Source organism: Streptomyces sp. SAS_272, assembly GCF_052543235.1.
In genome coordinates this window covers 64,630-78,101 of sequence record NZ_JBMNDR010000011.1, presented here as the reverse complement: position 1 = coordinate 78,101, position 13,472 = coordinate 64,630, and the positions used below count along the sequence as shown (strand labels likewise).

Here is a 13,472-nt window from a genome sequence, read left to right as displayed (position 1 = left end):
TCACTCTAAGCAGCGCGGGTCGCCCGACGGACAGGCCGCCCCGTCGGCGGCCGGCCCGCCCGCGCGCTCGTCGGTCCGTACTGCCGTCGGACGGCGGCGCCGTCGGTCCGTCGTGCAACACGCCCTAGTCGGCCACGCCCGCGCTCTGCGGCTCGCGCACCGGGAGCGGTGACGGCGCGGGCTCGTCCGCGGGGCCTTCGACGGACACGCGGGGCAGGGCCTGGTCCAGGCGGCTGGGCAGCCACCAGTTGGCCTTTCCGCACAGGTGCATGAGCGCGGGCACGAGGACCATGCGGATCAGCAGGGCGTCCACGGCGACGGCCACCGCGAGGCTGACGCCGAACTCGGCGATGACCCGCATGCCGCCGAAGACGAAGGAGCCGAAGACGCAGACCATGATGGTGGCGGCGACGGCGATCACCTTGCCGGTCTCGGCCTGGCCGACCCGGACCGCCCTGCCGCTGTCACCGGTGTGGGCCCATTCCTCGCGCATCCGGCTGACCAGGAACACCTGGTAGTCCATCGACAGGCCGAACATGATGCCGACGACCAGGATCGGCACGAACGACTCGATCGGTCCGCCCGCGCCGAGGCCGAGGGCCCCCGCGCCGAAGCCGTACTGGAAGACCACGACGATGGCGCCGAAGGCCACGCCGATGCTGAGGACGTTGAGCACCGCGCCCACGGCCGGGATGAGCAGGCTGCGGAAGGCGATCGTCAGCAGCAGGAATCCGAGTGCGGCGATCACCAGCACGAACAGGGGGAGTTTCGACATCAGAACCGACGCGAAGTCGTCGTTGCTCGCGGTCACACCGCCCACGTAGACCTTCATGGAGGTGCCCTGCTCGGCCGGCGGGATCACCTCGTCGCGCAGGCGGTGGATCAGGTCGGAGGTGGCGGCGGACTGCGGCGAGGTCGTCGGGACGACGGAGATCACCCCGACCGTCTGCCCCTCCTTCATCGGGGCCGCGGCGACACCGGCTACGCCGTCGGCCCTCTCGAGCGCGGTGACCAGCTTCGCCTCGGCCGCCTTGTCGGCGGCGGCGGGGGCCTGAACGGCGAGGACCAGCGGCCCGTTGAAGCCGGGTCCGAACCCTTCCGCGATCATGTCGTAGGCCTGGCGGTTCGTCGAGGCGGTCGGCAGGTTGCCGTCGTCGGACGCTCCGAGGCGCAGCGAGAGAGTGGGCAGGGCGAGCGCGACCAGCACGGTGAGGGCGGCGAGCGCCAGCGCCCTGGGCCGGGCCTGGACCTGCTCGGCCCACCGGGTCCACAGACCCGGCTGCCGGGAAGTCCGCCGCCGCGCCTCTCCGGTGAGTTCCCGGCGTTCCCTGCGGCCGAGGACCCGCGGCCCGATCATGCCGAGCAGTGCGGGCAGCAGCGTGACGGCGGCCAGCACGGTCAGGACGACGGTGACGGCGGCGCCGATGGCCATGCCGTTGATGATGCCGACGTTCAGCGTGAGCATGCCGAGCAGCGCGACGACGACGGTGAGTCCGGCGAACAGCACGGCGCGGCCGGACGTGTCGAGCGACTTGGCGATCGACTCGGGGACGGTCATGCCCGCCGTCAGGTTGGTGCGATGCCGGTTGACGATGAACAGGGCGTAGTCGATGCCCACGCCGAGTCCGATCAGCGAGCCGAGGGTCAGCGTGGTGTCGGAGAGGGTGATGACGTGGCTGAGCAGGATCACCGCCACCGCGGAGGCGCCGACGCCCACGACGGCCGTGATGATGGGCAGCGCCGCCACCCACACCGCCCTGAAGACGAACAGCAGCACGACGAAGGCGAGAGCGATGCCCATGACGTCGGCGATCGGGTTCGGCTCCGGGGCGGCGGTGAACGCCTGCCCGTTGAGCGCGATGTGCAGACTCCCCGAGTCCGGCCCGGTGGCGAGGTCCTTCACATGGTCGACCTGGGCGTCCTCCACGTCCTGGTCGAAGGCGACCGTGGCGTAGGCGGTCCTGCCGTCCTCGCTGATCTGTTCCTCGCCGACCGGCGTGTAGGGGCTGCTCACCGAGGCGACGCCCGGCGCGTCGGCGATCTCCTTCAGCGTGTCGGTCATGGCCTGCTCGGTGGCGGGCTCGGTGACCCGGCCGCCGCCGCTCAGCTGCCAGACGACCCGTCCGCTCCTGCCCGCCGCGCTGTCGGCGGCCCGCTGCAGCAGGGCCGTCGCCTTGGCCGAGTCGGTGTCCTGCGAGGTCGGGCTGTTGCCGAACGCGCTGCCGGCCGAACCGACCCCGGCTCCCAGGGCGAGCACCAGACCCGCCCAGACCAGGACGACGGCGAGCCGGTGCCGATGGCACCAGCGGGCAAGAGAGGACATCGACGAGCCTTTCGAGGGGTGCGTCACACGATCGGGCCGGCGATCTCGGCCCACCCTCACGCTCGCAGTCCCGCGTTCTCCCGTCGTCGGCCGTTCGTAGACACTTGTGTCTGCTGCGAGCGCAGTAGACGGGCGCGCGAGAAGGCGTGCGCATCCCGTGAGGCGTGCACTTCCGAGACGGCAGCCACTCCCCGGTCGGGCGGGAGCGCACGTGCGCTGCCTGCCGGCGTGAGTGCGGGTGCGGTCAGGCCCCGCGCAGGGCCGTCTCCAGGTGGCGCGCCCAGCGCAGGGCCGCTGCCACACACTCCTGGGTCCTCGGCTGAAGGCGTCGTCGCGGTCCGACGACCTGGACGGCGGCAACGACCTCGTCGCTGAAGTCGCGGACCGGCGCTGCGACGGAGTACAGGCCGGGCTCGGCCTCCTCGTCGACGATCGAGTAGCCGCGTCGGCGTGTCTCCTCCAGCCGGCCGAGGAAGTCGTCCAGGCCGGTGGGCGTGTTGGGGCCGTGGCGGACGAACTCCGTGCGGGCGAAGACCGCGGCCGCCTCCTCGTCGTCGGCGTCGCTCAGCAGGGCCTGGCCGCAGTCGCTGCAGTAGGCCGGGAAGGGGCGGCCGATCCACGAGCCGAGCTGTCGGCTGCCCGGCGGCACCCGCTCGGCGATGGTCACGGTCGTGTCGCCGACCAGGACGCCGAGGTAGCAGCTCTCACCGGTCTCGGCGGCCATGCCCTCCAAGGCGGTGAGCCCGTCCGTGTGCAGACGGTGGGCCGTGAGGTCGCGCGCCGTCGCGTAGAGCCGCCAGTGCGGTGTGACGCCGCCCGAGACGTCGTCGCGGACGGTGAACTCCTCGGCGGTCATGGCGGTGAGCATCCGGGACAGCTGGCTGCGGTCACGGTCCATCCGGCGTGCCAGCTCCGAGACGGTCACGGCGGTGCCGTGCCGTCGGCCCTCGGCCGTGGCGCGGGCCAGCGCGGACAGGGCGTCGAGCCCCTTCGTCACGCTCGAGTCCACGTGCTCCTCCGCCCTGCCGACGTGCGCCCGCGCGGGGCGCGTCCCGTGATCGTCGGTCCGCACTGTACCGCCGGGCGCCGCGGCGCGTGAGTCGGGCCGGCCAGGTGTCCGGCGCCCGGAGAATCGGGGAACTTGAGGACGGATCATGCCCGTTGCTCTCTGGTGGCGGCCGCTGTCACCGTGTAGCGTCGCTCTCAGATGTCGTGGTTGGCAGTACCTGCCCGCGCTGCGCGCGGGCGTTTTGCTGTGCAGTGCCGGACCAAGGCGATCACCTCCGGGGCCGCGCGGTGCGGTGCCCGACATTGACTGGGAGGCACCAGCATGGCCAGCGGAACTGTGAAGTGGTTCAACGCCGAAAAGGGCTTCGGCTTCATCGCCCAGGACGGCGGCGGACCGGACGTCTTCGCCCACTACTCCAACATCAACGCCTCCGGCTTCCGTGAGCTCCAGGAAGGCCAGGCGGTCACCTTCGACATCACCCAGGGCCAGAAGGGCCCGCAGGCGGAGAACATCACTCCCGCCTGACCCTCGCACGGCCATCAGGTCCCGGAGCGCTTCCTGCTCCGGGACCTGATCGCATGTCCGGCCCCCGTGCACCGTCCCACCCCTGCCGCCCGCGACGGGGATCGTCCCGTGCGCGGCTGTCGCGCATGACGGGCGGCATCCGGGCAATGCGCCTGGTGTGACACGCGTGGGAATCGTCGTTCTGATCCTGTTGACCGCCCTCGGGGCCGTGACCGCGGCGTTCGGGGTCTCGCCCTACTGGTGGTCCGCGGCCCTTCCGCTCACCCTCGTGGGTGCGCTGGGAGCCCGGGACCTGCTGCAGCGCCGGCACTCGGTGCTGCGCAACTACCCCGTCCTCGGTCATGCCCGCTTCCTGCTGGAGCGCATACGCCCGGAGTTGCAGCAGTACTTCATCGAGCGCAACTACGACGGACGTCCCTTCGACCGGGACGTGCGCAGCATCGTCTACGAGCGCGCCAAGGGCACCGACGCGGAGGAGCCGTTCGGCACCGAACGGGACGTGTACCGGCCCGGTCACGAGTTCCTGGTCCCGTCGATGGCCCCGTGCCCGGTGCCGGAGACCCCGCCGCGCGTGCGGATCGGCGGCCCCCACTGCGGCCGGCCCTACGACATGGCCCTGCTGAACGTCTCGGCGATGAGCTTCGGCTCACTGTCCGCCAACGCGGTCCTCGCACTCAACGGGGGCGCCGCGGCCGGGAGCTTCGCCCACGACACCGGGGAAGGCGGCCTCTCCGAGTACCACCTCCGTCCGGGCGGCGACCTCGTCTGGGAGATCGGCACCGGCTACTTCGGCTGCCGCACCGACAAGGGCGATTTCGACGCCGCCGAGTTCGCCGACAAGGCCGCGCACGACCACGTCAGGTGCGTGTCCCTGAAACTGTCGCAGGGCGCGAAGCCCGGCATCGGCGGAGTCCTGCCGGGCGCCAAGGTGAACGCCGAGATCGCCCGGGTCCGGGACGTGCCCGAGGGGCGGACGGTCATCTCACCGCCGTACCACAAGGTGTTCTCCACACCGCGCGAACTCGTGCGCTTCATCGCCCGCATGCGCGAGCTGTCCGGCGGCAAGCCGGCCGGCTTCAAGCTGTGCGTGGGCTCGCGCCGGCAGTTCCTGGCCGTGTGCAAGGCCATGCTGGAGGAGGGCACGGCGCCCGACTTCATCGTGGTGGACGGCGCCGAGGGCGGGACCGGCGCGGCGCCGCTGGAGTTCGCCGACCACGTGGGCACACCGCTCACCGAAGGCCTGCTCACCGTGCACAACGCCCTCGTCGGCGCGGGCCTGCGCGACCAGGTGCGGATCGGGGCGAGCGGCAAGATCGCCACCGGCGCCGACCTGGTCAAACGCCTGGTGCAGGGCGCCGATTACGGCAACGCCGCCCGGGCGATGATGTTCGCCGTCGGCTGCATCCAGGCGCAGCGATGCCACACCAACACCTGCCCCACAGGCGTCACCACCCAGGACCCGCGCCGCGCCCGTGCCCTCGACGTCCCCGACAAGACGGAGCGCGTCCGGCGTTTCCAGGAGGCGACCGTCGCGAGCGCCCTGCAGATCATGGCGTCCATGGGTGTCACCGACCCCGCGCACCTTCGCCCCCACATGCTCCGACGGCGCGTCGACCCCTGCACCGAGCGCTCCTTCGAGGAGCTGTACGAGTGGCTCGCGCCCGGGCAGCTCCTCGCCGAACCGCCCGCCTCCTGGGCGGCCGACTGGCAGGCCGCCGACCCCGACCGCTTCACCGTCTGAACCGGAGGACCCACATGACCCGCACCGTTGCCCGCGTCATCGTCGACGCGCTGAGCGAACTCGGCGTGCGCCAGGTGTTCGGCGTCGTGGGAGACGCCCTCAACCCCGTCACCGACGCCATCCGCACCACCGAAGGACTCGAGTGGGTCGGCTGCCGCCACGAGGAGGCGGCGGCCTTCGCCGCGAGCGCCCAGTCACAGCTCACCGGCACGCTCGGCGTGTGCATGGGCACGGTCGGGCCCGGCTCCGTCCACCTCCTCAACGGGCTGTACGACGCGGCCAAGAGCCACGCGCCGGTGCTGGCGATCGCCGGTCAGGTGCCGCTCGCCGAACTCGGCAGCGACTACTTCCAGGAAGTCGACAACGACGCCCTCTTCAGTGACGTGGCCGTCTTCCGCGCGACCGTCACCTCGCCCGACCAACTCCCCCGGATGCTGGAGACGGCGGTGCGCCACGCACTCGGCCGCAAGGGCGTCGCCGTCCTCACCGTGCCGGGCGACCTGGGCGAGCAGCGGCTGTCCTCCGACCGGCTGGCCCGCTTCTCCCTCAACGCCCCGCTGAGCCGGCCCGACGCGGCGGCCGTGCGCCGCGCCGCCGAACTCCTCGACCGCTCCGAACGGGTCACCTTCCTCGTCGGCGAGGGCGCCCGGGCCGCCCGCCAGGACGTCCTGAACCTCGCCGACCGGCTGGCCGCGCCGATGGTGCTCACCCTGAAGGCCAAAGCGGGCTTCGAGGGCGACGACAACCCCTTCCAGGTCGGCCAGACGGGACTCATCGGCAACCCCGCCGCCGCGGCGGCCCTCCAGGACGCGGACACCCTCCTGCTGCTCGGCACGGACTTCCCCTACCGGGACTGGTATCCCGAGGGCCGGACCGTCATCCAGATCGACACCGAGGCAACGCACATCGGACGCCGTGTCCCGGTCGACGTCGGACTCGTGGGGGACACCGGAGCCGCCGTGCGCGACCTCCTGGACGACCTCGCCGCGACGCCCGCCGGATCCGAAGGAGCACGCGCGCGCTCCCATCTGGAGAAGGCGCAAAAGCAGTTCGACCAGTGGCGCACCGGGCAGGCCCGGCTCGCCGACCCGGCTCACGACAAGGGCGTGGTGGGACGCATCCGCTCCGCGTTGGACAACCGCTCCCACGACATCCGACCCGAGGCGCTGGCCGCCGCCGTGGACCGGATCGCGGCCGACGACGCCGTCTTCACCTCCGACACCGGCATGGCCACGGTGTGGCTCTCGCGTTTCGTCGAGATGCGCGGCGGGCGACGCCTCATCGGCTCCTACAACCTCGGCTCGATGGCCAACGCGATGCCCCAGGCGCTCGGCGCGCAGTGCCTGGACCACGAGCGCCAGGTCGTGGCGTTCTGCGGCGACGGCGGACTCAGCATGCTGCTCGGCGATCTGATGACGCTGAAGACGTACCGCCTTCCCGTCAAACTCGTCGTGTTCGACAACCGTCGGCTGGGGATGGTGAAACTCGAACAGGAGCAGGCCGGTCTGCCCGAGTTCGGCACCGTGCTCGACAACCCCGACTTCGCCGCCGTGGCGGAGGCCATGGGCATCACCGGCATCCGCGTGACCGACCCGGCCGACCTCGAGGACGCCGTGCGGCGTGCCTTCAGCACTGAGGGACCGGTCCTGCTGGACGTCCTCACCAACCCGGACGAGATCGCCGTCCCGGCCAGGCCGACGGTCGAACAGGGCTGGGGCTTCGCGGTCGCCAAGGTGAAGGAAGTCGTACGGAGTCACGGGGAGCCGGACGGCAACTGACGGAAGTTCCGAGGAATGCCTGTCGACGACCGGGGTACACGCGTGATTGCCGGACGACGGACCGGCGACAGGAATCCGATCGATGGGGAGGGCACATGCCGGCGACGATGACCGTGCAGACCGCTGGACAGACGGTGGACGTACCGGAGATCGCAGACCCTTCCAAGGTCGCGCCGAAGGACGCGCGGAAGTTGTCGAAGCTGTTCTTCGACCAGCTCGCGGTGCTGGAGGAGGGGACGGCGGAGTACCAGTACGCGCGGAACACGCTGATCGAGATGAACATGTCGCTGGTGCGGTTCGCGGCCGGCCGGTTCCGCAGTCGGGGGCCGGAGGAGATGGAGGACATCGTCCAGGTCGGCATGATCGGTCTGATCAAGGCGATCGACCGGTTCGAGCTGACCCGTGAGGTCGAGTTCACCTCGTTCGCGGTGCCGTACATCGTGGGTGAGATCAAGCGGTTCTTCCGGGACACCACCTGGGCCGTCCATGTGCCCCGGCGGCTGCAGGAGGCCCGCGTGCAGCTCGCCCGCGCCAAGGAGGAGCTGCGCAGCCGTCTCGGCCGCACCCCCACCACCAAGGAGCTCGCCGAGCTGATGAGCCTGCCGGAGGACGAGGTCGTCGAGGCCCAACTGGCCTCCAACGGCTACACGTCGGCCTCCCTGGACGCGGCGATCAACGGCAGCGAGGACGGCGAGGCGGCGCTGGCGGACTTCATCGGCGACGAGGACGCCGCCCTGGGCCTGATCGAGGACTTCCACGCGCTCGCCCCGATGATCGCCGAACTCGACGAACGCGACCGCAAGATCATCCACTGGCGCTTCGTGGAGGAGCTCACCCAGGCCCAGATCGGCGAACGCCTCGGCGTCTCGCAGATGCACGTCTCCCGGCTGATCTCCCGTCTCCTGACCCGTCTGCGGGAGGGCATGCTCAGCACCGCCTGACGGTCGGAGATCGCGCAGCGCACGGCTCGGCAGCCGTGCGCTGCCGTATCTTCGGCATATGACGTACGGCAGGGGATCCGGTCCGGTGGCCCGATGAGCGGCTGGTGGGTCTATCTGGAGGAGCAGACCCGGCAACAGGTCGACGCCGAGGTGCTGCGCGACCGCCGGTTGACGGCGGTCAAGGCCGTGTGGGACGCCCTGCGACCGCTGGAACTGGGTCTCCGGGAGGCGGAGCAGGTCGTTCACGCGCGCTACGCCGCCCTCGGCGACCGCGTGCGGTATCAGCCACCCGATCCGCTCGACACTCCCTCACTCGCGGCCCGCGCAGCGGCGCTGCCGGGCCGCGTGGTGGCGGTCGAGGCCCTGTGGGACGGCGACACCTTCCACGACTGGTTCGTGGTGCTGGTCGCCGTCCTGGACGATCCGGGCGGGGAAGCACATCTGGCCACCGTCCACCACCGCCGTGGTGAGCCCGCCCCGAGCGTGGCGGCAGCCGCCGCGGGCCAAGCCTTGGCCGACCTCCTCCGGGTGCCGTTCCACTTCCCCTCCCCGGACGTCCCCGACGACGAGGCCCCACGCTGGCGAACCGTCCGGCCGCGACCCGGCACGCGGTGATCACCGGCGGTCGGCGCCGGCGCCGATGCGGCGAGGACCGCCGGGCGCTCCGGCCCGTGCGTGCGCCGGCCACCCGGTCGGACCGCTCAACCGCCGACGCCGGCGAGGATCTTCTCCGCGACCTTCGCCGCCGCCCGTCCGCCGCCGTCGGCGTCGGCGCCTGCCGTCGAGGGCAGGCCTTCCACGCGGACGGCCACGGCGATGCGCCGTCCGCCGGCCGTCTCCGTCTGACCGATGAACCACGAGGCCGCAGAGTCGCCCCCGTCGCCGGGGACCCACCCCGTCTGTCCGCCGCTCCCGAGTGCCGCCCGCAACGCCTCGGCCGTGCCGCGGGAGACGGCCTGGACCGGGGAACCGGCGCCGGCCTCGGACTTGCGGGCGGTGCCGCCCGCCTGCGTCACGCGCTCCACCAACTGCGGCGGAACCAGGCGTCCGTCGTTCGCGACCGCTGCCGCGACCCGGGCCATCTGCAGGACGGTCGCCCGGACGTCCCCGGCTCCGATCCCCGTCAGAGCGGCCGCCGGGGCCGACGTGCCGGCACCGGGGTAGCTGCTCTCGGCGACCCGCACAGGCACCGCGAGCGTGTCGTCGTCGAAGCCGAACTTCTGTGCCTCGGAACGGAGTCGGCCCTGCCCGAGCTCGGCGGCCATCTTGGTGAACACATTGGCGCAGGAGTTGCGCAGCGCCACTTTGATCGAGGCGTTCACACACGCTGACGACGCGCCGGTGACCCGCGTCGTCGAAAGAGGCAGGACATAGGCGAGAGGGCTGACGGTCGCGTCGTCGACCGTCGCGTAGAGCCCTTGCTCCAGCGCGGCGGCAGCGACGACGACGCTGAAGGTCGCCCCCGGCGCGTCGGCCTGCCGCAGGGCCCGGTTCAGCATCGGCGAACGACTGTCGCCGAGGACCGACTTCCACGCCTGTGCGTCCTTCGTCGATCGGCCGCTGAACATCGCCGGGTCGTAGGAAGGGGTGCTCACGAGCGCGAGCAGCTTCCCGGACTCCGCGTCGAGCGCCACCGCGGCGCCCCGCCGGTCGCCCAGCGCGCCGAACGCGGCCTTCTGGACGGCGGGTTCGATGGTCGTCGCGACGTCGCCGGGGGCGGCACCGGACGCTCCGGCGCCCAGGACGTCGTCATAGACGCGCTCGAGGCCCGACGCGCCGAACGCCATCGACCGGTAGCCCGTGACGGGGGCGTAGAGAGCGCCGTCGGTGTAGGTGCGTCGGTAGGGGGCCTTCGCGAGGCCGGTGGGCTGTGAACCGGTGACGGCCTTCCCACCGACGAGGATGTCGCCCAGCCCGCGCTTCGCCGGGGACGAGGGGGATGTCGCCGAGGGAGCGCCCGAGGCGCCGTCGGCGGGCGCGTCCGGGCCGCAGCCGCTGGTGACGGTGGCGAGAGCGGCGAGGATCCCCGAGACGCGAAGCGCCCCGCGCGTGGTCGTGTGCATGGTCGCATCTTAGAGAACGAGCCGCGGTGGGCGGGCAGTTGCGCACAGAAGGTCCGATCCTGCCGCCTTCGTGCCACCATCTACCCAGTGCGCCCTGTGCGATGGGGGGCGGGGGCGAGGAGCAACACTCATGGACGCGTTCGTGCAGGGCATTCCCCAGCCCGAAGACCTGTGGAAGTTCGCGGTCAACGGCGTGTTCGGACCGGGGGTCGCCGTCACCGCCTATCTGCTGTACGTCCTGGTGACGGCATGGCTGGGCACCATCAGGTCGACCGTGACACTGGCCCGCCGCGTGGGCGGGGTGGCCCGGGACGCCCAGGTCCGGCTGGTGGAGATGTCCGCGACGCAGATCACCGCGGCCGTGGGCCTGTCGCTGCTGCTTCTGCTGGTGGTGTGCGGCTGGCTGGTCGGTGTGCTCGTGCTCGGAAACCTGATCGCCTTCGCCTACCAGAAGTCCGGGCACACGTTCCTCGAGCTCCAGACGCGGGACGCCGCGTCACTCGTGGACTGGCTGCAGTGGAACGGCTTCACCGAGAGCTACCTCATCGCCGCGCTGGTCGTGCTGCTGATCGCCGTCGTCCGCCGCGAGAATACGAACCTGCGCTTCCTCGCCTTCCTGATCGGTGTGCCGACCATGCCGTGGGGTCTGTCCGTCGCCGTCCTGACGGTGTTCGAGATCATCCTGGGCTGCTTCGCGTGGCTGGGGACGGGCGACTACTCGGTCGGGGTCGGTTTCACCTGGCATCTGGTCTTCGCGGGCATCGTGGGCGCGTACCTCGCCGCGTGCGTCGTCGCCCTGCGCGCGGCCAGGAGCCTGGGCCGCCTGTGGCTCTCCCGGACGTAGGCCGCTCATTTCGGGGGCGACCGCGGCCCGTCGCCCCGGCCGCCGTCGGCCTTCAGGGCCGGACCCGCCTCGGCCTGCCTCGCGGCCCGGTCAGGCAGGCTGCCACAGCTCGACCCTGTTGCCCTCGGGATCGACCACCCAGCCGAACCGGCCGACCCCCTCCATGTCCTGCGTCTCCTCGGCCACGTCCGCTCCCAGAGCGCGCAGTTGCGCGAGCATCGCGTCGAGGTCGCGAACCCGGAAGTTGAGCATGGTCCGCTGGGTGCGGGACCCGAAGTAGTCGGTCCCGGACTCGAACGTCGCGAACACCGTCGGACCGTTCTCCTGACGCCACAGGCCGTGGTCGTCGGCGTCCAGACCCAGGCATTCGCGGTACCACGCGATCAGGGCGGCGGGGTCGGCGGCCCGCAGGAAATATCCACCGATTCCAAGCACACGTTCCATGCCGCCATCCTGCCAGGACCGGGGGGACGGGGCCTGCCGCACCGGCCTGACCCGCCGTCTTGACCAAGGCCGAAACGGACGCATCAGGTGACGTCGCGGGGATCCGGGGAAGAAGATGCGTCAGCCGATGGGAGGTTGCTGTGAAGGGTGGAGATCTTGAACTGGGCGAATTGCTGACCGCTGCGGAGGCGGCGCCGCCCGGTGAGTCAGTCGACGTCGTGGCGCACGATCTGCAGAAGCGGTTCGGCGCGGAACGTGTGTCCTTCCTGTTCGTCGACCTCGTGGGGCAGCGTCTGGTGCGCCTCGTCGCGGCCGGCGCAGACGTCGAGGACCACGACGAGCCGATGGACCTGCAGGGCAGCGTGTACGACAGCGTGCTGCGCAGCCAACGCCAGCATGTGGAAGCCGACGGGCAGGACGGACGGCGTGTCATCACGCCGGTCACCAACCGCGGCGACTGCATCGGCGTCCTGGAGATGACCTTGCAGTCCGTCGACGACACCGTGCTGCAGCAGGTCCGCGACGCGGCACACGCGCTGGCCTACATCATCGTCACGGACCGCCGCTTCACCGATCTCTACCACCTGGGCCGGCGCACCACCGAGACGAGCCTGGCCGCGGAGATCCAGCACCAGCTGCTGCCGTCCGCCGCCTGCTGCGAGGCGACCCAGTTCACGCTTGCCGCCGGGCTCGTCCCGGCCGACGACATCGGTGGCGACACCTACGACTACACCCTCGACCGCGACACCCTGCACCTGTCCATCACCGACGCCATGGGCCACGACACGAACTCGGCTCTGCTGGCCACCTTGCTGGTCGGCGCCCTGCGACGGGCCCGCCGCAGCGGCTGTGACGCGTTGAAACAGGCCGACCACGCGCACCAGGCCCTGTTGACCCACAGTCGCGGTCTGGCCACGGGGCAGCTGCTGTGCGTCGCACTGGACACCGGTGTGTGCGAGCTGGTCAACGCCGGCCATCCCCGGCCGCTGCGACTGCGCGACGGCGCCGTCGAGGAGGTGAGACTCGACGTCAACCTGCCGTTCGGTGTGGTGGCCCCCACCTCCTACCGCGTACAGGAGCTGCACCTGCGTCCCGGAGACCGCTTGGTCCTGCTCACCGACGGCATGCAGGAGCGCGGCGCCGCGGCCGCCGATCTGGCCTCGATCGTTCTCGAGACCCGCGATCTGCACCCGCGGGAGGCCGTCCGGAGCCTGACCTCCGCGGTGATCGAGGCCTGTCACGGAAACCTCAGGGACGACGCCACGGTGCTGATACTGGACTGGCACGGCGACCGGCGCGGACCGGCCGAGGAGAGACCCGGCCCGCGGTGATCCCGCGGCAGGCCTCTCTCGGAGTGTGTGCAGCGGACCGAGGGGAGCGTCGTGACACGACGGGTCCCCGAGGTCCCCGGTCACCAGTAGTGACGCCGTCCGGCGACGGCGTGTCCCATCGCGCCGAGAACCCACAGCACCGCTCCCACGACGACCAGGATGACTCCGATGGTCCACAGGAACCCGATGCCGGCGACGAGGCCGATGACGAGCAGAATGACACCCAGGATGATCATGGCTTCCCCCTTGGGGAGCGGTTGCTGCCACGCCACGGGCGGCGGGGCTTGAGACGGTGACGAACGGGGCTTTCCGACGGGTTGCGGAGGGGCTGCAGGTGGTGCCGTGTGTCATGGCGGTCGCCTCGCCCGTGTCCGATGGGGGGTGCCGGCTCCGAGTACCCGCTTTCTCCGACAGGCGAACGGGATCGGCGCCGTCGAAATGACCGAGGACTCGGCTCTTCGCCGGAGCCGGCC

Annotated in this window: 12 protein-coding genes; 7 read left to right on the top strand and 5 right to left on the bottom strand. The window is 71.4% G+C overall.

The window, feature by feature from the left end; all coding sequences use genetic code 11:
* Positions 1–124 precede the first annotated feature (124 nt).
* On the bottom strand, positions 125–2,323 hold the full coding sequence (locus ACN6LD_RS10160) for an MMPL family transporter (RefSeq protein WP_445042929.1): 2,199 nt from the start codon (positions 2,321–2,323) through the stop codon (positions 125–127).
* 244 nt (positions 2,324–2,567) lie between these two features.
* Positions 2,568–3,332, bottom strand: coding sequence for an IclR family transcriptional regulator (locus ACN6LD_RS10155; RefSeq protein WP_319190025.1), 765 nt, complete (start codon positions 3,330–3,332; stop codon positions 2,568–2,570).
* A 321-nt stretch (positions 3,333–3,653) separates the two neighbouring features.
* Between ACN6LD_RS10155 and ACN6LD_RS10150 the strand changes: the two genes are divergently transcribed.
* The 5 genes from ACN6LD_RS10150 to ACN6LD_RS10130 all read left to right on the top strand — a co-directional run bounded on the left by ACN6LD_RS10150 (position 3,654) and on the right by ACN6LD_RS10130 (position 8,932).
* The gene (locus ACN6LD_RS10150; protein ID WP_037751662.1) at positions 3,654–3,857 is read left to right on the top strand and encodes a cold-shock protein; all 204 of its coding nucleotides are present in this window, start codon (positions 3,654–3,656) and stop codon (positions 3,855–3,857) included.
* 157 nt (positions 3,858–4,014) lie between these two features.
* Positions 4,015–5,598 carry an FMN-binding glutamate synthase family protein gene (locus ACN6LD_RS10145; RefSeq protein ID WP_445042928.1) on the top strand — a complete coding sequence of 528 codons (1,584 nt, stop codon included), beginning with the start codon at positions 4,015–4,017 and terminating at the stop codon, positions 5,596–5,598.
* A 14-nt stretch (positions 5,599–5,612) separates the two neighbouring features.
* On the top strand, positions 5,613–7,376 hold the full coding sequence (locus tag ACN6LD_RS10140; protein ID WP_319190023.1) for a thiamine pyrophosphate-dependent enzyme: 1,764 nt from the start codon (positions 5,613–5,615) through the stop codon (positions 7,374–7,376).
* Positions 7,377–7,471: 95 nt separating this feature from the next.
* Positions 7,472–8,317, top strand: coding sequence for an RNA polymerase sigma factor SigF (locus ACN6LD_RS10135; protein ID WP_319190022.1), 846 nt, complete (start codon positions 7,472–7,474; stop codon positions 8,315–8,317).
* Between the two features lie 93 nt (positions 8,318–8,410).
* A complete protein-coding gene (locus ACN6LD_RS10130; RefSeq protein WP_445042927.1) occupies positions 8,411–8,932 on the top strand; it encodes a hypothetical protein in 522 nt (173 codons plus the stop codon).
* 86 nt (positions 8,933–9,018) lie between these two features.
* Here ACN6LD_RS10130 and ACN6LD_RS10125 read toward each other — a convergent pair whose 3' ends face one another.
* The gene (locus ACN6LD_RS10125; RefSeq protein WP_319190019.1) at positions 9,019–10,380 is read right to left on the bottom strand and encodes a penicillin-binding transpeptidase domain-containing protein; all 1,362 of its coding nucleotides are present in this window, start codon (positions 10,378–10,380) and stop codon (positions 9,019–9,021) included.
* A gap of 130 nt (positions 10,381–10,510) precedes the next feature.
* On the opposite strand from ACN6LD_RS10125, the gene ACN6LD_RS10120 reads away from it, so the two are divergent.
* Positions 10,511–11,224, top strand: a complete 714-nt coding sequence (locus ACN6LD_RS10120) for a hypothetical protein (RefSeq protein WP_445042926.1) — start codon at positions 10,511–10,513, stop codon at positions 11,222–11,224.
* Positions 11,225–11,314: 90 nt separating this feature from the next.
* Here ACN6LD_RS10120 and ACN6LD_RS10115 read toward each other — a convergent pair whose 3' ends face one another.
* Complete coding sequence (locus ACN6LD_RS10115) at positions 11,315–11,668, bottom strand: VOC family protein (RefSeq protein WP_319190016.1); 354 nt, start codon at positions 11,666–11,668, stop codon at positions 11,315–11,317.
* Between the two features lie 140 nt (positions 11,669–11,808).
* Between ACN6LD_RS10115 and ACN6LD_RS10110 the strand changes: the two genes are divergently transcribed.
* The gene (locus ACN6LD_RS10110) at positions 11,809–12,999 is read left to right on the top strand and encodes a PP2C family protein-serine/threonine phosphatase (RefSeq protein ID WP_445042925.1); all 1,191 of its coding nucleotides are present in this window, start codon (positions 11,809–11,811) and stop codon (positions 12,997–12,999) included.
* A gap of 80 nt (positions 13,000–13,079) precedes the next feature.
* On the opposite strand, the gene ACN6LD_RS10105 is transcribed toward ACN6LD_RS10110, so the two are convergent.
* Complete coding sequence (locus ACN6LD_RS10105; RefSeq protein WP_319190012.1) at positions 13,080–13,235, bottom strand: DUF6131 family protein; 156 nt, start codon at positions 13,233–13,235, stop codon at positions 13,080–13,082.
* Positions 13,236–13,472 lie beyond the last annotated feature (237 nt).